The organism is Raineyella sp. LH-20 (assembly GCF_033110965.1).
Classification (GTDB): Bacteria; Actinomycetota; Actinomycetes; order Propionibacteriales; family Propionibacteriaceae; genus Raineyella.
Map to the genome: position 1 here is coordinate 2,763,207 of NZ_CP137003.1, position 16,988 is coordinate 2,780,194.

Annotated in this window: 16 protein-coding genes; 15 read left to right on the forward strand and 1 reads right to left on the reverse strand. The window is 70.8% G+C overall.

Going from position 1 to position 16,988, the window contains the following annotated elements:
- Window positions 1-4: 4 nt before the first annotated feature.
- The 15 genes from hisB (at window position 5) to R0146_RS12195 (ending at window position 15,694) form a co-directional block, all read left to right on the forward strand.
- Complete coding sequence (gene hisB, locus R0146_RS12125) at window positions 5-622, forward strand: imidazoleglycerol-phosphate dehydratase HisB (RefSeq protein WP_317690038.1); 618 nt, start codon at window positions 5-7, stop codon at window positions 620-622.
- Window positions 619-1,269, forward strand: a complete 651-nt coding sequence (gene hisH / locus R0146_RS12130; protein WP_317690040.1) for an imidazole glycerol phosphate synthase subunit HisH — start codon at window positions 619-621, stop codon at window positions 1,267-1,269. Before hisB ends, hisH begins: the two co-directional genes overlap by 4 nt.
- A gap of 93 nt (window positions 1,270-1,362) precedes the next feature.
- A complete protein-coding gene (gene priA / locus R0146_RS12135) occupies window positions 1,363-2,109 on the forward strand; it encodes a bifunctional 1-(5-phosphoribosyl)-5-((5-phosphoribosylamino)methylideneamino)imidazole-4-carboxamide isomerase/phosphoribosylanthranilate isomerase PriA (protein WP_317690042.1) in 747 nt (248 codons plus the stop codon).
- 10 nt (window positions 2,110-2,119) lie between these two features.
- Window positions 2,120-4,459 carry an SDR family oxidoreductase gene (locus R0146_RS12140; protein ID WP_317690044.1) on the forward strand — a complete coding sequence of 780 codons (2,340 nt, stop codon included), beginning with the start codon at window positions 2,120-2,122 and terminating at the stop codon, window positions 4,457-4,459.
- A gap of 16 nt (window positions 4,460-4,475) precedes the next feature.
- Window positions 4,476-6,005: a lactate racemase domain-containing protein gene (locus tag R0146_RS12145; RefSeq protein ID WP_317690046.1), complete on the forward strand. Its 1,530-nt coding sequence runs from the start codon at window positions 4,476-4,478 to the stop codon at window positions 6,003-6,005.
- A 6-nt stretch (window positions 6,006-6,011) separates the two neighbouring features.
- Window positions 6,012-6,269, forward strand: a complete 258-nt coding sequence (locus R0146_RS12150) for a hypothetical protein (protein ID WP_317690048.1) — start codon at window positions 6,012-6,014, stop codon at window positions 6,267-6,269.
- A 32-nt stretch (window positions 6,270-6,301) separates the two neighbouring features.
- Window positions 6,302-7,069, forward strand: a complete 768-nt coding sequence (locus R0146_RS12155; protein ID WP_317690050.1) for a YebC/PmpR family DNA-binding transcriptional regulator — start codon at window positions 6,302-6,304, stop codon at window positions 7,067-7,069.
- Window positions 7,070-7,082: 13 nt separating this feature from the next.
- Window positions 7,083-7,673 (forward strand): crossover junction endodeoxyribonuclease RuvC, encoded by a 591-nt coding sequence (gene ruvC / locus R0146_RS12160; RefSeq protein ID WP_317690052.1) that lies wholly within the window; start codon window positions 7,083-7,085, stop codon window positions 7,671-7,673.
- Complete coding sequence (gene ruvA, locus R0146_RS12165; protein WP_317690053.1) at window positions 7,670-8,281, forward strand: Holliday junction branch migration protein RuvA; 612 nt, start codon at window positions 7,670-7,672, stop codon at window positions 8,279-8,281. Before ruvC ends, ruvA begins: the two co-directional genes overlap by 4 nt.
- A gap of 16 nt (window positions 8,282-8,297) precedes the next feature.
- Complete coding sequence (ruvB, locus tag R0146_RS12170; protein WP_317690056.1) at window positions 8,298-9,329, forward strand: Holliday junction branch migration DNA helicase RuvB; 1,032 nt, start codon at window positions 8,298-8,300, stop codon at window positions 9,327-9,329.
- Between the two features lie 62 nt (window positions 9,330-9,391).
- Window positions 9,392-9,874 carry a preprotein translocase subunit YajC gene (gene yajC / locus R0146_RS12175; RefSeq protein ID WP_317690060.1) on the forward strand — a complete coding sequence of 161 codons (483 nt, stop codon included), beginning with the start codon at window positions 9,392-9,394 and terminating at the stop codon, window positions 9,872-9,874.
- 63 nt (window positions 9,875-9,937) lie between these two features.
- Window positions 9,938-11,560, forward strand: coding sequence for a protein translocase subunit SecD (gene secD, locus R0146_RS12180; RefSeq protein WP_411567203.1), 1,623 nt, complete (start codon window positions 9,938-9,940; stop codon window positions 11,558-11,560).
- On the forward strand, window positions 11,560-12,717 hold the full coding sequence (secF, locus tag R0146_RS12185) for a protein translocase subunit SecF (RefSeq protein WP_317690065.1): 1,158 nt from the start codon (window positions 11,560-11,562) through the stop codon (window positions 12,715-12,717). Before secD ends, secF begins: the two co-directional genes overlap by 1 nt.
- Window positions 12,718-12,729: 12 nt before the next feature.
- A complete protein-coding gene (locus tag R0146_RS12190; protein WP_317690067.1) occupies window positions 12,730-13,317 on the forward strand; it encodes an adenine phosphoribosyltransferase in 588 nt (195 codons plus the stop codon).
- A 169-nt stretch (window positions 13,318-13,486) separates the two neighbouring features.
- On the forward strand, window positions 13,487-15,694 hold the full coding sequence (locus R0146_RS12195; protein WP_317692406.1) for a RelA/SpoT family protein: 2,208 nt from the start codon (window positions 13,487-13,489) through the stop codon (window positions 15,692-15,694).
- Between the two features lie 28 nt (window positions 15,695-15,722).
- Here R0146_RS12195 and R0146_RS12200 read toward each other — a convergent pair whose 3' ends face one another.
- Window positions 15,723-16,967, reverse strand: a complete 1,245-nt coding sequence (locus tag R0146_RS12200) for a DUF349 domain-containing protein (protein WP_411567152.1) — start codon at window positions 16,965-16,967, stop codon at window positions 15,723-15,725.
- Window positions 16,968-16,988 lie beyond the last annotated feature (21 nt).

The window sequence follows — 16,988 nt, forward strand, 5'->3', positions numbered from 1 at the left end:
GACGATGACCAGCCGCACCGCCGAGATCACCCGCGAGACCTCCGAGTCCTCCGTCCACGTCCGGATCGACCTCGATGGGCGGGGACGCACCGAGATCAGCACCGGGGTGCCGTTCTACGACCACATGCTCACCGCGCTGGGCAAGCACGGCCTGTTCGACCTGACCGTCCGGACCACCGGCGACGTCGAGGTGGACGCCCACCACAGCGTCGAGGACACCGCGATCGTGCTCGGCCAGGCGTTCCTGCAGGCGCTGGGCGACAAGAAGGGCATCCGCCGGTTCGCCGACGCGTACGTCCCGCTGGACGAGGCGCTCGCCCATGCCGTCGTCGACGTCTCCGGCCGGCCGTACGCGGTGGTCTCGGGGGAGCCGGACGGCCAGGCGTACGCGCTGATCGGCGGCGGGAACGGCGCGGTGCCGTACGCCGGGTCGATGACCCAGCACGTGCTGGAGACGTTCGCGGCGAACGCACAGATCTGCCTGCACCTGCGGCTGCTCGCCGGCCGCGACCCGCACCACATCGTCGAGGCGCAGTTCAAGGCCTTGGCGCGGGCGCTGCGCGACGCGGTGGCGCTCGATCCGCGCGTCGAGGGCGTGCCGTCCACCAAGGGTGCGCTGTGACCGGCGCGGTCGTACGTCCCACGGTCGCGCTGCTCGACTACGGGTCGGGCAACCTGCGCTCGGCCTTCCGGGCGCTGGAGGCGAACGGTGCCGACGTGACACTGACCGCCGACCGGGAGATCTGCCTGGCCGCCGACGGACTCGTCGTGCCGGGGGTGGGGGCCTTCGCCGCCTGCATGGAGGGCCTGCACGCCGTCGGTGGCGACGAGGTGATCCGCACCCGGGTCGCCGCGGGCCGGCCGGTGCTGGGCATCTGTGTCGGCCACCAGATCCTCTTCGACCGCGGCGTCGAGCACGGTCGCGACGCCGGCGGGGTCGGCGCGCTGCCCGGTGTGGTGGAGCGGCTGGCGGCCCAGCGGCTGCCACACATGGGCTGGAACACCGTCGAGGCCGCCGAGGGAAGCACCCTCTTCGCCGGCGGTGAGGATGCCTGGTACTACTTCGTGCACAGCTACGGCGTGCATGCCGGTGACGACCTGCTCGGCGTGCCGGGTGTCCGCGTCACGTACGCCACCCACGAGACCGACCGGTTCGTCGCCGCGGTGGAAGCCGGGCCGCTGTGCTCGACGCAGTTCCACCCGGAGAAGTCCGGCGAGGCCGGGGCGCGGCTGTTGCGGAACTGGCTGGGGAGCCTGCCGGTCGGCTGACCACCGCAGCACGCCCGGGTGCTCGGTGATGTCAGGACCCACCGCCCGGCGGCTGACCACCCGAGGCCGCCGGGTCGGGTAGGCTGCCGCGTTGTGAAGCCTTTGGAACTACTTCCCGCCGTTGACGTACGCCACGGACAGGCAGTCCAGCTGGTCCAAGGGATCGCCGGCACCGACAAGCGCTTCGGGGATCCGCTCGCCGCGGCTCGCCGCTGGCAGCAGGCCGGCTCCGAGTGGCTGCACCTGGTCGATCTCGACGCCGCATTCGGCGAGGGCGACAACGCCGACATCCTGGCCGAGGTGGTCGCCGCCGTCGACATGAAGGTCGAGATGTCCGGCGGCATCCGCGACGACGCCTCGCTGGAGCGGGCACTGTCCACCGGCTGCACCCGGGTCAACATCGGCACCGCGGCACTGGAACAGCCCGCGTGGTGTGCCGAGGTGATCCGTACGTACGGCGACAAGATCGCCATCGGACTCGACGTCAAGGGTGACCGGCTGGCCGCCCGTGGCTGGACCCGCGAGGGCGGCAACGTCTTCGAGGTGCTCGACCGCCTCGACAAGGCCGGCTGCGCCCGCTACGTGGTCACCGACGTCCGCTCCGACGGCATGCTGTCGGGCCCGAACCTGGAGTTGCTCGGCGCGATCTGCGCCCGCACAGACTCCCCGGTGGTCGCCTCCGGCGGCGTCTCCAGCCTGGAGGACCTGCGCCAGCTCGCCGGCCTGGTCTCCATCGGTGTCGAGGGTGTCATCGTCGGCACCGCGCTCTACCTGGGCAACTTCACTGTCGAGGAAGCCCTGGACCTCACCCGCAGCATTTCGGCCGCCCTCGAGCAGTAGGACAGACGCGTTGACGATTTCCACCGACATCCCCGAGGTCGTCGGGCCGCCGCCGCTGGGCGGCCGGCTGCGTGACCTGCTCGCGGGCAAGAAGATCGTGATGACCGGCGCGACCGGCTTCATCGGCGAACAGCTGCTCTGGAAGATCCTCACCGAACTGCCCGACACCACCCCCGCGGTGCTGGTCCGCCGCAAGGGCTCCGCCTCTGCCCGCGACCGGGTGATCACCCTGGTCGGCAAGGCGATCTTCCGCGACCTGGTGAAGGCCGCCGGCGGCAAGGCCGAGCTGGTCGACTCCCGGATCGAGGTGATCGAGGGTGACCTGCCCAACGTCCCACCGCTGCCGCGCGACCTCGACGTCGTGCTGCACTGCGCCGGCGACGTCTCCTTCGACCCGCCGATCGACAAGGCCTTCGCCACCAACACCGTCGGCACCCGGGCGCTGATGGACGCGATGCTCGCCGCCGTCACCGACGCGTCCGGCGCGCTGACCAAGGTGCCGCACTACGTGCACGTCTCGACCGCCTACACCGCCGGTCGGCGCCGCGGGGTGATCCCCGAGGCACAGCACGTCCACGACATCGACTACGACACCGAGACCACGTGGGGCCTCAAGCTCAAGGAGACCATCGAGGTCGAGTCGCGTACGCCGGAGCGACTCACCCGGCTGCGCCGCCAGGCCGAGCGGGTGCACCGCAAGGCCGGCTACCTCACCACCGCCCGCGACACCGAGCAGCGCCGCCAGGACTGGGTGCACGACAAGCTGGTCGAAGCCGGCACCGAGCGGGCCCGCTCGCTGGGCTGGACCGACTGCTACACCTTCACCAAGGCCCTCGGTGAGCGGGTCGTCGCCGATGTCGGCCGCCACATCCGGGTGTCGGTGGTCCGGCCCGCGATCGTCGAGTCCTCGCTGACCTACCCCTATCCGGGATGGATCGAGGGCTTCAAGATGGCCGACCCGATCATCCTGGCGTACGGCAAGGGCAACATGCCCGAGCTGCCCGCCTCGCCGGACTCGGTGATCGACATCGTGCCCTGCGACATGGTCGTCAACGCCACCCTGGCGGTCTGCGCCACCGAGCCGGAGATCGGCAAGCCGGTCTTCTACCACGTCAACTCCGGGGCCCGGAATCCGCTGACCTTCGCCGACCTGTACGACCACGTACGGTCCTACTTCCTCGAGCACCCGCTCACCCCGGGTGGCCGGGGCGCCGCCCACCTGCCGACCTGGAGCTTCCCCGGCGCGCAGCGGGTCGATCAGCTGCTGAACACCTCGACGAAGGCCTACCAGTTCGCCGACATGGCGCTCAAGATCGCCCCGCGCGTCGAGGTCTTCCGCCGCCTGGCCCGCGATCTCGACAAGGGCGGTGAGCAGATCGCCTTCCTCCGGCGCTACCTCACCATCTACGGGGAATACCTGCGCTCCGAGGTCACCTACCTCGACGACAACACCCTGGCCCTGCACAACCAGCTCGACCCGGCCGACGTCGAGGCCTTCGCCTTCGACTCCTCGGTGTACGACTGGAAGGACTACATCGAGGGCATCCACTGCCCGGCGGTCACCAAGCCGGTGCGCCGGATGGAGGAGCTGAAGCGGCGCCGCAACGCCCGCCCGGCGACGTACCGCGAGCTGACCCCGGCCAAGCAGCCGGGCACAGTGCTGGCCGCGTTCGACCTCGACGGCACGGTGCTCAACTCCGACGTCATCCGCAGCTACCTGTGGGCCCGGCTGCCGGAGCTCGGCCGCTGGGGCCGGACCAAGGAGGTCGCCGCGCTGATCCGCGACCTGCCCGGCTATCTGTGGACGGAGAACCGCGACCGCGGTGCCTTCCTGCGCGCCCTCTACCGCCGCTACCGCGGCGCCGATCTGTCCGCGCTGGAGGAGTTCGTCGACCGTGAGCTCACCGAGGTGATCATGGACCGGCTCGCCCCCGAGGCGATCCGCCGGGTCCGGGAGCACCGGGAGGCCGGGCACGTCACGGTGCTGCTCACCGGCACCATCCGGCCCTTCACCCGCCCGCTGGTGCCGTTGTTCGACGAGATCGTCGCGGCCGACCTGGCCACCGACGCGCAGGGCCGCTGCACCGGCTATCTGACCGGGCCGCCGCTGGTGGGGGAGTCCCGGCCGGCGTGGCTGCGCTACTACGCGGCGACCCACGACATCGATCTGACCGCCAGCTACGCGTACGCCGACTCGCACGCCGACGAGTCGATGCTGCGCGCGGTCGGCAACCCGGTGGCCGTCAACCCCGACGTCCCGCTGATGCGGGTGGCGCAGGCCGACCACTGGTCCATCGTGGAATGGAGCTCCCACAGCGCCGGGAGCCGCAACCGGCCGCGCGGCCGCTAGACGAGGAGAACGCCACATGTCACGACCGGGATTCATCCTCGAGGTCGAGAAGCGTACGCCCCCGCTGCTGATCGGCGACGGCGGTGCGGGCCGGCTGGCCACCCTGCCGCTCGGCACGCAGGTGGTGTACCCGAACGAGCACGACGTCAGCATCCTGGACGTCGACCAGGCGATCGGCGACGTGCTGCACGCGCCGATCGGGTCGGAGCCGCTGGCCGACCGGCTGGGCCCGGGCAGCACGCTCACCGTGGTGGTCACCGGTCTCGAGGTGGCGCCGATGGGCCAGGACATCCGGGGTCGGCTGGTCGAGCGGGTGCTCGACGTCGCCGCCTCCCGCCGGGTCAACGACGTCCGGGTGCTGATCGCCGTCGGCGCCGGCCGACGGCTCACCCGGTCCGAACTCGTCACCGTGCTGGGCCAGCGGGTGGTCGACGCGCTGGGCCCGGACGACCTGATCCGCCAGCACGACCTGGCCGACCCGGCCGGCGTCGCCGATCTGGGGCTGACCACCGCCGGGGAACCGGTGCTGGTCAACCGCCGGCTGGCCGAGTCCGACCTCGTGGTGACGGTCAACGTCGCCCGGGAGGCCGATGACGCCGGCGCGGGCTTCCTCGCCGGCGGGGTCGTGGCGCTGGCCACCCTGGACGCCTGCCACGGCTTCGGCGCGGTGGAAGGGGCCTCGGCGCGGGTCGCCGCGGTGCTCGCCGAGAAGCTGCCGCTGTTCGCCATCGACGTGGTCACCGACCAGGCTGATGTCGCGCCCGCGTTCGACTACCTGGGCCGCCGGGAGTGGGAGTGGAGCGTACGCCAGCGGGTGGCGCTGCGACTGGCCCGCCAGGCCGAGGGAGTGGCCCGCGAGCGGCTGCACCGGGCGATGTGGGAGGCCGGTCAGGCACGCCGCACCGCCGTGATCGCCGCCGGCGTGCCGGCCCGGGTCGCCGAGGTGAGCCTGCGGGTGCTGGCCGACCAGCAGCTGGTCCAGCTGCCGGCACCGGTCGACGTGCTGATCACCGGGGTGCCGGGGCGGACCCGCTACAACGCCGGGACCACCGTCGATCCGCTGACCGCGGCCTGGTCGGCACTGCGCGGACTGGAGCGGCCGGGCACCCCGCTGCGCCCGGGCGGCGCGGTGATCGTCTGCCACCCGCTGCGCCAGGATTTCTCCAGCACCGAGCACCAGGCCTCGGGTGACTTCTTCGCCCAGGTGCTGACCCGGACGACCGACCCGGCGGTGGTCAACGCCGAGCACGAGCGCCGCTACGCCGAGGACGAATGGTACGGCCACGTCCACCGCGATCAGCACGCCTACGCGGGTATCCTGCCGGTGTACCAGTGGTATGCGATCTCCCGGGCCCGCGCCCACTGCGGCGACATCGTGTGGGTCGGCGCGGACCGCGAGAGCGCGGCCCGGATGGGCATGCGGGCGGCGACGACCCTCGCCGACGCCCTGGAGATCGTCTCGAACCGGATCGGCCCCGATCCGCAGGTGGCCTACCTGCACGCCGGGGCGACGATGGTCCCTGATGTCGTGGAAGGACGGGGGTGACACAGCATGAGCGCTGACCAGCCAGCCAGCACCGGTATGTCGGCCAGCACCGGTATGTCGGCCAGCACCGGTATTTCGGCCAGCACCGACATCGCCGGAGGACGGGTGCCCGACCCCGGTGGGGAGCAGCCTCCCGCCACCGGCTGGGCCGACAGGTTCGCCGGAAGGACGGCAGCAGCCGTCGAGAGCGGTGCCGCGCCGTGGCGCCGCCGCTGGGCGCAATCGGCGCCCACCACCCCCGAACACTCCCGCATCTGGGGCTGACGCCCCGGAGCGTACGAACGACAGGAGCACCCATGAGTGGGCATTCCAAGTGGGCCACCACGAAGCACAAGAAGGCCGTCATCGATGCCAAGCGCGGCAAGCTCTTCGCCAAGCTGATCAAGAACATCGAGGTCGCCGCCCGCGTCGGCGGCGGTGACCCGGCCGGCAACCCGACCCTCTACGACGCCATCCAGAAGGCGAAGAAGACGTCGGTGCCGAACGACAACATCGATCGCGCCGTCAAGCGCGGCTCCGGTGAGGGCAGCGACGCCGTCAACTACGAGACGATCATGTACGAGGCGTACGGCCCGGCCGGCATCGCCCTGCTGATCGAGTGCCTCACCGACAACCGCAACCGCGCCGCCTCCGACGTCCGGGTGGCGATCACCCGCAACGGTGGCACCGTCGCCGACCCGGGGTCGACCTCCCGGATGTTCCAGCGCAAGGGCGTCGTGTCGGTCGCCAAGAAGCAGGACGGCAAGGAGATCAGCGAGGACGACCTGCTCGAGGCCACCCTCGAGGCCGATCCCGAGGACGTCCAGGACGGCGGCGAGTCGTTCCGGGTGATCAGCGATCCGAATGCCGTGGTCGACGTCCGCAAGGCGGTCCAGGCGGCCGGCTACGACTACGACTCCGCCGAGGTGGAGTTTGTGCCGGACTTCACCCAGCAGGTGAATCTGGAGACCTTCGAGAAGGTCGAGAAGCTCGTCGACGCCATCGACGACCTGGACGACGTCCAGAACGTCTACGGCAACTACGAGCCCGACGCCGAGGCGCTGGCGTCCCTCTCCGAGGACTGAGGCCCGGCACAGCGTGCGCGTCCTCGGCATCGACCCGGGCCTGACCCGGTGCGGCTTCGGCGTCGTCGACGGCGACCGGTCCCGCCGGTGCACCCTGGTCGACGTCGGGGTCTTCCGTACGCCGGTCGACCTGGACACGCCGCGTCGCCTGGTGCAGCTCGAGCAGGAGATCGAGGCGAAGCTGCGTGAACACCGGCCCGACGTGGTCGCGATCGAGCAGGTCTTCGCCCAGCACAACAGCCCGACGGTGATGGGCACCGCGCAGGCCGCCGGGGTCGCCATGCTGGTCGGCGCCCGGCACGGCCTGCCGGTGCGGCTGCACACCCCCTCCGAGGTGAAGGCGGCCGTCACCGGCTCGGGGCGGGCCGACAAGAAGCAGGTGGGGCTGATGGTCAGCCGGATCCTCGGGCTGGCCGAGGCGCCGCGGCCGGCCGACGCCGCCGACGCGGTGGCGCTGGCCGTCTGCCATGTCTGGCGGCTCGGCGTCGAGCCGGCCACCGGAGCGGTGTCCACCCCGACCGGATCGGGATCGCCGAACCGTTGGCAGCAGGCCGTCGACGCCCACCGATCCACCCGTACGACCTGGAAGGAGACCTCGCGGTGATCGCGCACCTCACCGGGACCGTGACCGCGGTCCGGCCCACCTCCGCCGTGCTCGACGTCGGCGGCCTGGGCCTGGAGGTGCAGTGCACCGCGCGGGCGCTGTCCGGGCTGCGGCCGGGGCAGTCTGGTCACGTGGAGACGTCCCTGCAGGTGCGCCAGGAGGTGTTCACGCTCTTCGGGTTCGTCGACCCGGTGGAGCGGGAGGCCTTCGAGATGCTGCTCGGGGTCAACTCGGTCGGCCCGAAGCTCGCCCTGGCGATCCTCTCCCTGCTGGAGCCGGCCGCGCTGGTGGCAGCGATCCGGGCCGAGGACGTGCACGCCCTCACCAAGGTGCCCGGGGTGGGCAAGAAGTCCGCCGAGCGGATCCTGGTCGAGCTCAAGGACAAGATCGTACGACTCGGTGTCGAACCGGCACCGGGCGCGCCGACACCCGCGACGCCGGAGCGGCCGCTGTGGCGCGAGCAGGTCTCCAGCGGCCTGCAGGGGCTCGGTTGGCCGGCGAAGGACGCCGAGGCCGCCTGCGACGCGGTCGAGCCGATGGTCGTCGAGGATCCGGCGATCGGTGTGGCCGTACTGATGCGGGCGGCACTGCGCTCGCTGGCGAAGTGAACCGGGAGAAGCTGGCGTGACCGACCGGGGAGCCATCGACCCGCACGCCTCTCCCGAGGAGAGCGCGGTCGAGGCCGCGCTGCGTCCGAGCCGGCTGACCGACTTCGAGGGCCAGCCTCGGGTGAGCGCCCAGCTCGGCCTGGTGCTCGCCGCCGCCCGTCAGCGTGGCACCACCCCCGACCACGTGCTGCTGTCCGGCCCGCCCGGCCTGGGCAAGACGACGCTGGCGATGATCATCGCCGCCGAGATGGGCGTCCCGCTGCGGATCTCGTCCGGACCGGCGATCCAGCACGCCGGAGACCTGGCGGCGATCCTGTCCGGACTCGTCGAGGGCGAGGTGTTCTTCCTCGACGAGATCCACCGGATGTCCAAGCCGGCCGAGGAGATGCTCTACCTGGCGATGGAGGACTACCGGGTCGACGTCGTCGTCGGCAAGGGCCCCGGCGCCACCGCGATCCCGATCGAGATCCCGCACTTCACGCTGGTCGGCGCCACCACCCGGGCCGGCCTGCTGCCGGGGCCGCTGCGGGACCGGTTCGGGATGACCGCCCAGCTGGAGTACTACGCGCCGGCCGACCTGGAGCACATCGTCCAGCGCTCCTCGCGGGTCCTCGACGTCCCGGTCGAGGCGGACGCCGGCGCCGAGATCGCCCGCCGCTCGCGGGGCACACCACGGATCGCCAACCGGCTGCTCCGCCGGGTGCGGGACTATGCCCAGGTGCACGGCGACGGCGTCGTCGACCGTCGGATCGCCCGGGCCGCCCTCGACCTCTACGAGGTCGACGAACTCGGCCTGGACCGGCTCGACCGTGGTGTGCTGTCGGCGCTGTGCGCCCGGTTCGGCGGCGGCCCGGTCGGCCTGTCCACCCTGGCGATCGCCGTCGGGGAGGAGCCCGACACCGTCGAGGAGGTCGCCGAACCCTTCCTCGTCCGGCTCGGCTTCATGATGCGTACGCCGCGCGGACGCGTCGCCACACCGGCCGGTTTCGCCCACCTGGGGCTGAGCGCCCCGGGCGAGGGCGACGGCGCGCCTGCGCTGTGGGACTAGACTCGCCCCGTCCACCCCGACCAGGACCCCGATCAGGAGAACTGAGACACATGAATGGTTCCGTGAGCACCCTGCTGATGATCGTGCTCTTCGTCGCGCTCGGCTACTTCATGCTGATCCGCCCCGGGCGCCAGCAGGCGAAGAAGCAGGCCGAGCTGATGAAGGAGCTCGCCCCCGGTGCCCGCGTCCAGACCCAGATCGGCCTGTACGGCACCCTGGTCGAGATGGGCGAGGTCCAGGCACGCATCGAGGTGGCCCCCGACGTGGTGATCACCGTCGACAAGCGACTGATCTCCGGGGTGACCCCGCGCAGCCGCGACGAGTTCCACCAGTATCCCGACGACGCCGAGCTGGCGGCCCCGGCGGACACCGCGCTCGAGGCGGCCCCGACCGACGTGGCCGAGGACGTGCCGTCGGGCGTCGCTGAGGACGTGCCGTCGGGCGTCGCCGAGGACGTGCCGTCGGGCGAGACGACTCCGGACACGACCGGCGACCAGTCCGGCCCCGACGACGACCAGCCCGGCACCGGCGCCCGGAACGCCTGAGCCCGGCCGATGGCGACGAAGTCCGTACGCTCCTCGCAGCCGGTTCACCCCTGGCGGCCGCTGCTGGTGGTCGTCGTGGTGCTGGCGGCCGTCTACGGCACCATGGCCGGCCTGGGCGGCTGGCTGCCGAAGCTCGGCCTGGACCTGCGCGGCGGCACCACGATCACGCTGACCGCTGCCAACTCCACCGGCTCGGGCCAGGTCGACAAGACCAGCCTGGAGCAGGCCCGGACGATCATCCAGCAGCGTGTCGACAGCCTCGGTGTGGGTGAGTCCCAGGTCACCACGTCCGGCAACGACCAGATCACCGTCAGCGTCCCCAACGTCAGCCAGGACCGGCTGCGGGACATGGTCGGACAGACCGCGCTGCTGAACTTCCGAGTCGTCTACTACGGCCAGACCGTCGCCGCCCCGTCGGCCTCGCCCAGCGCCGGGTCCACCCCGCAGGCCGCCGGCACCCCCGAGCCGACCCCGCAGGGCAACAACCTGCCGACCGCGCCCGCCGCGACCACCCCCGCCACGCCCACGCTCAGCCCCTCGCCCTACCCGTCGGTGGCGGGCAGCGGCACGGCGCAGGACAAGGCGCTCGGCTGGCAGCCGACCGAGCAGGACTTCGCGAACTTCCAGGCGTACAGCTGCGGCCAGCCGGTCAACGACGTCGCCGACCAGCCGTTGATGACCTGTGACCGGGAGGGAACGACCAAGTACCTGCTCGGGCCGACGGTGGTCAGCGGCAACCAGGTGACCACCGCCTCGGCGGGCATCCCGCAGAACCAGCTGCAGTGGGTCGTCAACCTCGAGTTCGACTCGACCGGGGCCAAGCTGTTCTCCGACGCCACCAGCCGGCTCTCCCAGGGCGTGCCGTCCCAGCAGTTCGCCATCGTCCTCGACGGTCTGGTGGTCTCCGCTCCCCAGGTCAACGAGCCCATCCCGAACGGCCGGGCCCAGATCGACGGCGGCTCGTCCGGCTTCACCCAGGAGGCAGCGCAGAACCTCGCCTCGGTGCTGAAGTACGGCGCCCTCCCGCTCTCGCTGACCATCGACTCGGTGGACACGGTCTCCCCGGTCCTCGGCGGTGAGCAGCTGCGCGGCGCACTGATCGCCGGTGCCCTCGGCCTGGTGCTGGTGGCCGCGTTCGCGATCGCTGTCTACCGCAGCCTGTCGTGGGTCGTGACGGCCACCATCGTGCTGGCCATGGCGCTGACGTACGGTCTGATGGTCCTGCTCGGGCAAGGCCTGGGCGTGGCACTGAACCTGCCCGGTGTGGCCGGTGCGATCGTCGGCATCGGGGTGACCGCCGACTCGTTCATCATCTTCTTCGAACGGATCAAGGACGAGGTCCGGGCCGGGCGTACGCTCCGCTCGTCGGTCGAGACGGGCTGGGTCAAGGCGCGGGGCACCGTGCTGATCTCCGACGGCGTGCAGCTGCTCAGTGCGCTGGTGCTCTTCGTGCTGTCGATCGGTGCCGTCCGCGGCTTCGCCTTCATCCTGGGGCTGACGACGATCATCGACATCGTCATCACCTTCCTGTTCACCAAGCCGATGATGACCCTGCTGATGCGCAGCCGCTACTACGGTGAGGGCCGACCCGGCTCGGGGCTGGAGCCGGCCCTGATCGGCGTCGACACGCTGCCGATCCGCCGACGCCGCACCCGGACCGTCACCGACACCGCTGAGGAGGCCTGATGGCTGCTCCGTTCCGTGCCCTCGTCCGCCTCTCCCACGGCGAGAACGTCTTCGACCTGCTGTCGAAGCGGCGCCGCTGGTACGTGCTGAGTGCCGTCGTGCTGGTGATCTGCCTGGTCGGCATCGGCGTCCGCGGGCTCAACCTCAGCATCGAGTTCCGCGGCGGCTCCGACTTCCGGGTGCCGCATGCGGTGACCGCGACCACGGTCACCGACGCCGGGCAGGTCGTCACCGGCACCGGGCTGCCCGAGATGTCGGACGTCATCGTCACCACCATCGGCGCGAACACCGTCCAGGTGCAGACCCGTTCGCTCACCAGCCCGGAGGTGACCCAGGTCCGCGGCGCCCTGGCCCAGTGGGCCGGCGTGCCGTCGGACCAGGTCTCCTACAGCCTGATCGGAGCCTCCTGGGGCCAGCAGATCACCCAGAAGGGGACCATCGCGTTGGTGGTGTTCCTCGTCCTGGTCGGTCTGGTGATCGCCATCTACTTCCGCGACTGGCGGATGGCGGTCGCCGCGATCGTCTCGGTGCTGCACGACCTGGTGGTCACCGTGGGTGTGTACGCCTGGGTCGGCTTCTCGGTCACCCCAGCGACGCTCACCGCGCTGCTGACCATCCTCGGCTACTCCCTCTACGACACGATGGTCGTCTTCGACCGGGTGCGGGAGAACGTCCACGAGCTGCCGTCGCGTCGCGAGACGTACGGCACCGCGGCCAACCGCAGCCTCAACGAGGTGCTGCTCCGGTCGATCAACACCACCATCATCGGTGTCCTGCCGGTGCTGGCCCTGCTGATCGCCGGGGTGTTCGTGCTGGGCACGGGCCCGATCAAGGACCTGTCGCTGGCGATGTTCGTCGGCATGATCTCCGGTGCCTACTCGTCGATCTTCATCGCCACCTCCCTGCTGGTGGACATGAAGGAGCGTACGGCGGAGATGCGCGACTGGCGGCGCAAGCTGGCCCGCCACGAGGAGCGCGAGCGGCAGCGCGACGCGGCCGAGGAACTCGCCGCGACCAGCCCGGTGCCGGTGGTGGTGGGTGTCGACGTGACGGAGGGCGCCGCCCAGGCGGACCCGGAGCCGCCGGCCCCGGTGGCGCCGGGGGAGCGTCACCAGCCGCAGCACCGCACCCGCACCGAGCGCCGGCGTGGGCACTGAAGGGATCCCGAGATGACCTCGACATCACAGACCTCCGCCGGTGTGCCCGCGACGTCCGCGGACCGGCGCCGGCTGATCGCCTCGCTGATCCGCGACATCCCCGACTTCCCGATCGAAGGGGTGGGCTTCAAGGACATCACCCCGCTGCTGGGTGATCCGACCGGTTTCCGGGCCACCATCGACGAACTGGTCGCGGCCGCACCGGCCGACATCGACGTCGTGGTCGGCATGGAGGCCCGCGGGTTCATCGTCGGCGCACCGGTCGCGGTGGCGCTGGGCGCCGGATTCGTGCCGGTCCGCAAGCCCGGCAAGCTCCCGGCAGAGACGTACGAGGTCAGCTACGACCTGGAGTACGGCACCGAGACGTTGACCATCCACACCGACGCGATCCGCCCTGGCTCCCGGGTGCTGGTGGTGGACGACGTGCTCGCCACCGGCGGCACCCTGGCGGCGACCGCCGGGCTGATCCAGCGCTCCGGCGCGGAACTGGTGCACGTGGCGGTGCTGATGGAGCTCGCCTTCCTGCACCCGCGGGCCCGGCTGGCGGACGCCGGACTGGGCGACACCGAGATCACCGCACTGGTCACCGTCGACGCCTGACGCGCGGCGTGGGACGGGCCGTCCAGCAGCTGACCAGTTGGTATCACGACCACGGACGACCTTGCCGTCACGGCTAGACTCTCAGCCCATAACTAGGTGACTCCGGGAGGAGGACGCCGTGAGTGACGAACTGTTGCCCGTGGTCGTGAACGATGCACCGCGTCTGTCGATGCGGCAGCGTCTTGCGCGCCTCGGCACCCGGACTTCGCAGCCGAATGTCCTCGATCCGCTGTTCCAGGCGATCCGCGCCTCCCACCCGCGGGCCAACCTGGGGCTGGTCGAGCGCGCGTACCTGACCGCGTCCCGGCATCACGAGGGCCAGAAGCGGAAGAGCGGCGACCCGTACATCACCCATCCGCTCGCCGTCGCGACGATCCTCGCCGAGCTGGGCGCGGCGGAGGAGACGATCTGCGCCGGCCTGCTGCACGACACCGTCGAGGACACCGACTACACCCTGGAGCAGGTCACCGCCGACTTCGGCCCGACCGTCGCCCTGCTGGTCGACGGCGTGACGAAGCTCGACAAGGTGACGTACGGCCCCTCGGCGAAGGCCGAGACGCTGCGCAAGATGATCGTCAACATGAGCCAGGACATCCGGGTGCTGGTGATCAAGCTCGCCGACCGGCTGCACAACATGCGTACGCTGCACTTCCTCCGCCCCGACAAGCAGAACCGGATCGCGTCGGAGACCCTCGAGGTCTACGCCCCGCTGGCCCACCGGCTCGGCATGAACACCATCAAGTGGGAGCTGGAGGACCTGGCGTTCTCCACCATGCAGCCGAAGCTGTACGACGAGATCGTCCACCTGGTCGCGCAGCGGGCACCGTCACGGGAACGGTTCCTCAAGCAGGTCACCGAGGCCATCGAGGCCGATCTGCACCGCGCCGGCATCAAGGCGACGGTCACCGGCCGGCCGAAGCACTACTACTCGATCTACCAGAAGATGGTGGTCCGCGGCCGCTCGTTCGAGGACATCTACGACCTGGTGGCGCTGCGGATCATCGTCGACTCGATCCAGGACTGCTACGGCGCGCTGGGCGTCCTGCACGCGCGGTGGAACCCGCTGCCGGGGCGGTTCAAGGACTACATCGCGATGCCGAAGTACAACATGTACCAGTCGCTGCACACCACTGTGCGGGGCCCCGAGGGCACCCCGGTGGAGTTCCAGATCCGCACCTGGGACATGCACCGGCGGGCCGACTACGGTGTGGCCGCGCACTGGAAGTACAAGGAGGGCAAGGGCGACCGCTCCGACCCGAACGAGTTGAACTGGGTACGGGCGCTCAACCAGTGGCAGCGGGAGACCGAGGATCCGGAGGAGTTCCTCGACGACCTGCTGTTCTCGATCAACACCGACGAGGTCATCGTCTACACCCCGAAGGGCGACATGCTCACCCTCCCGGTGGGCGCCACCCCGGTGGACTTCGCCTATCAGGTGCACACCGAGGTCGGCCACCGCTGTATCGGCGCCCGAGTGAACGGCCGGCTGGTGCCACTGGAGTCGAAGCTGCAGACCGGCGACCGGGTGGAGATCCTCACCTCCAAGGCCGAGGGGGCCGGACCGTCACGCGACTGGCTGGAGTTCGTCGCCAGTCCCCGCGCCCGGGCGAAGATCCGCCAGTACTTCAGCCGGGAGCGCCGCGACGAGGCGATCGAGAGCGGCAAGGAAGCACTCGCCCGGCAGATGCGCCGGATGGACATGCCGATGCAGCGGCTGCTGACCATCGAGCACCTCACCGAGGTCGCCGCCTATTTCCGCGTCGCCGACGTGAACGGCCTCTACAAGGCGGTCGGCGAGGGGAGCATCTCGCCGCAGGCGGTGTGTCAGCGGCTGGTGGAGATCGCCGGTGGGCCGGAGGAGGTCGCCGAGGAGACCAGCGAGGACTCCATCGTCCTGCGCCGGCCGCGGGCGGTCCCGACGTCCAGCGAGACGGGCGTGATGGTGCACGGCGACAAGGGCGTGTGGGTGAAGCTGGCGCGCTGTTGCACCCCGGTACCGGGCGACGACATCATCGGCTTCATCACCCGGGCCTCGGGGGTGTCGGTGCACCGGCGCGACTGCACCAACGCCCGCAACCTGCTGGAGCAGGGGGCAGAACGGATCGTCGAGGTGTCCTGGGCGCCGACCGCGGCCAGCCTGTTCCTGGTCACCGTGCAGATCATGGCGCTGGACCGCAGCGGTCTGCTCTCCGACGTCACCCGGTCCATCGCCGAACAGCACATCTCCATCACCTCGGCGAGCGTCAACACGCACCGGGACCGCACCGCGCGGATCACCATGTCGTTCGAGACGCCGGACCCGACGCACCTCGACCACGTGATGAACGCGATCCGCCGGGTCCCCGGCGTCTACGACGTGAGTCGCGTCCGCGCCTGAGACCCGGCGGGTCAGGGTCGTCTCGCCGTCAGGCGCCGAAGTCGTGCGCCGCCCGCTCGGCCTGCTCCAGCCACGTCTGGTACGTGGCGATCGACTCGCGGTACTCGCGGGTCTTCTTCGCGTCGCCCCGGGCCTCGGCCTTGGTCGCCTTCGCGGTCAGGTCGTCGATCTGGGCCTGGATCTTGCGTGCGGTGTCGGTCGCCAGCTCACGCGCCTGCGGGTCCGTACGCTTCCACTCGGCGGCCTCACGGTCGCGGACGGCCTGCTCGATCTTGTGCAGCCGATTGTCGAGGCCCCGGATGGCGTCGCGCGGCACCTTGCCGATCTCGGTCCACTTGTCGAGCAACTCGCGGTAGAGCTCCTTGGCGCGACCGAGGTCCTGGTCGGGGTGGATCTGCGGCTCGAACTGGTCGAGCAGTGCCTCTTTGGCCACCTGGTTGCCGTGGAACTCCTCGTCCTGCGCATTCTGCGCGGCGTTGCGAGCGTCGAAGAACCGGTCCTGCAGCGCCCGGAACTGCTTCCACAGCTTGTCGTCGATCTCCCGCTGGGCGGGACCGGCGGCCTTCCATCGCTGCATCAGGTCGCGGAAGTCACGCGACGTCTGGCCCCAGTCGGTCGAGTCGGCCAACGGCGTCGCTTCGGCGATGATCGCTTCCTTGGCGGTGCGCGCCTCGTCGCGCTTGGCGCTCTGCTCGGCGAACTGGTGCTTGCGGCGGCGGGTGTAGGTGGTCCGCGCGGTGGAGAACCGGTGCCACAGCGCATCGTCGGTCGCCTTGTCGATCCGCGGCAGCGCCTTCCACTGGTCCAGCAGCGTACGGAACCGATTGACCCCGCCACGCCAGTCGCTGCCGGCGGCGATCTTCTCGGCCTCCGCGACCATCGCCTCCTTCGCTGTGCGGGTCTCCTCGTTCTGCGCGGCGCGGGCGGCCTTGCGCTCCTCGTTCTTGGCCTCCACCAACGGGCTCAGCGCGTCCAGCCGGGCCTCCAGTGCGGCCAGGTCACCGACCGCCGCGGCGTCGTGGACGGTCGTCCTCACCTGGGCGATCCGCTTGCGGGCGTCATCCGGGGTCAGGGCACCGCCCTTGAGCCGGTTCTCCAGCAGCTCGACCTCCACGGCGAGGTTCTCGTAGCGGCGGACGTAGAACGCGAGAGCCTCGGACGGGTCCGCACCGGCCACCTGGCCGACGGCGCGTTCGCCGTCCGGTGTGCGTACGAACACGGTGCCGTCGGTGTCGACGCGACCAAAGGAAGCTGGCCCTGTCATCTCGCTCATGGGGTACATCTTGCCGGATAT

Excerpts from the sequence above, each read along its gene's own strand:
- R0146_RS12155 (WP_317690050.1), top strand. The coding sequence starts at position 6,302 with ATGAGTGGGCATTCCAAGTGGGCCACCACGAAGCACAAGAAGGCCGTC.
- R0146_RS12195 (WP_317692406.1), top strand. The coding sequence starts at position 13,487 with ATGCGGCAGCGTCTTGCGCGCCTCGGCACCCGGACTTCGCAGCCGAAT.
- hisB (WP_317690038.1), top strand. The coding sequence starts at position 5 with ATGACCAGCCGCACCGCCGAGATCACCCGCGAGACCTCCGAGTCCTCC.
- R0146_RS12150 (WP_317690048.1), top strand. The coding sequence starts at position 6,012 with ATGAGCGCTGACCAGCCAGCCAGCACCGGTATGTCGGCCAGCACCGGT.
- R0146_RS12145 (WP_317690046.1), top strand. The coding sequence starts at position 4,476 with ATGTCACGACCGGGATTCATCCTCGAGGTCGAGAAGCGTACGCCCCCG.
- R0146_RS12190 (WP_317690067.1), top strand. The coding sequence starts at position 12,730 with ATGACCTCGACATCACAGACCTCCGCCGGTGTGCCCGCGACGTCCGCG.
- R0146_RS12200 (WP_411567152.1), bottom strand. The coding sequence starts at position 16,967 with ATGAGCGAGATGACAGGGCCAGCTTCCTTTGGTCGCGTCGACACCGAC.
- secF (WP_317690065.1), top strand. The coding sequence starts at position 11,560 with ATGGCTGCTCCGTTCCGTGCCCTCGTCCGCCTCTCCCACGGCGAGAAC.